Here is a 1388-nt window from a genome sequence, read left to right as displayed (position 1 = left end):
TCCTTAGTTGCCAGCACGTAATGGTGGGAACTCTAAGGAGACTGCCGGTGACAAACCGGAGGAAGGCGGGGACGACGTCAAGTCATCATGGCCCTTACGGGTAGGGCTACACACGTGCTACAATGGGTGATACAGAGGGAAGCGAAGGGGTGACCTGGAGCTAATCTTAGAAAGTCGCTCGTAGTCCGGATTGGAGTCTGCAACTCGACTCCATGAAGTCGGAATCGCTAGTAATCGCGAATCAGCATGTCGCGGTGAATACGTTCCCGGGCCTTGTACACACCGCCCGTCACACCATGGGAGTGGGCTGCACCAGAAGTAGATAGTCTAACCTTCGGGAGGACGTTTACCACGGTGTGGTTCATGACTGGGGTGAAGTCGTAACAAGGTAGCCGTAGGGGAACCTGCGGCTGGATCACCTCCTTAATTAATGGCACTAAAGTAATTTAAAGTGCCCACACAGTTTGTTTTCGAGATAATGAAGAACCCGATTCTTTTTGTTGCGAGCGCGGCAGCGCAAGCATAGAGGCGAAATGAATCAAATGCTTTTTGCGAGAGGTTTTGTTTTAATCGAGGCGCACACGCGAGTGCACGAAGGAGCATACGCCAGTATGTGACTGAGTAAGCAAGTGTGAGCAACGAAGAGTAAAACAAAAGATCGATGCCAAAAAAAATGGGGTCGTAGCTCAGCTGGGAGAGCACCTGCCTTGCACGCAGGGGGTCAGGAGTTCGATCCTCCTCGGCTCCACCAAATTAGAGGGTTTTTCATTCGGTTTATTCAGATTAAAGTACTTTTGCGAGAGCATTTTAATCTGGAGTAACCAGACGTTCATTAAAAATATGGTAAACAAAGAGGTAACACAAGCGTACTTGTATTTGAAATAGAAGCATATGATCTGAGGTGACTGAGATTATATGGTCAAGAAGAGAAGCGCAAACGGTGGATGCCTTGGCAGTAAGAGGCGATGAAGGACGTGGAATCCTGCGAAAAGCTCTGGTGAGCTGGAAACGAGCGTTTAACCAGAGATGTCCGAATGGGGAAACCCGGCCATGAGCAGTCATGGTCATCTACTACTGAATACATAGGTAGTAGAGGCGAACTCGGGGAACTGAAACATCTAAGTACCCGAAGGAAAAGAAATCAATTGAGATTCTCCAAGTAGCGGCGAGCGAACGGGGATGAGCCTGGTGTGATTTATAGTGCAATGAAGTAGAACAACTTGGGAAGGTTGGCCATAGAGGGTGAAAGCCCCGTATACGCAGGTTGCATTAAGAACTAAGCACGCGAACAAGTAGGCCGGGACACGTGAAATCCTGGTTGAATATGGGTGGACCATCATCCAAGGCTAAATACTACTTACTGACCGATAGTGAACCAGTACCGTGAG

The 1388-nt window shown here is 48.8% G+C and carries 1 tRNA gene and 2 rRNA genes; all 3 read left to right on the top strand.

Going from position 1 to position 1388, the window contains the following annotated elements:
- Nucleotides 1-426 (top strand): 16S ribosomal RNA (locus ACWTE2_RS17290); the annotation flags it as partial.
- A 249-nt stretch (nucleotides 427-675) separates the two neighbouring features.
- Nucleotides 676-751, top strand: a tRNA-Ala gene (locus ACWTE2_RS17285).
- Between the two features lie 166 nt (nucleotides 752-917).
- Nucleotides 918-1388, top strand: a 23S ribosomal RNA gene (locus ACWTE2_RS17280); the annotation flags it as partial.

It is taken from the genome of Legionella nigrisilvae, assembly GCF_977063395.2.
The sequence above is the reverse complement of the archived record's forward strand: the minus strand, read 5'-3'. Positions and strand labels throughout refer to the sequence as shown.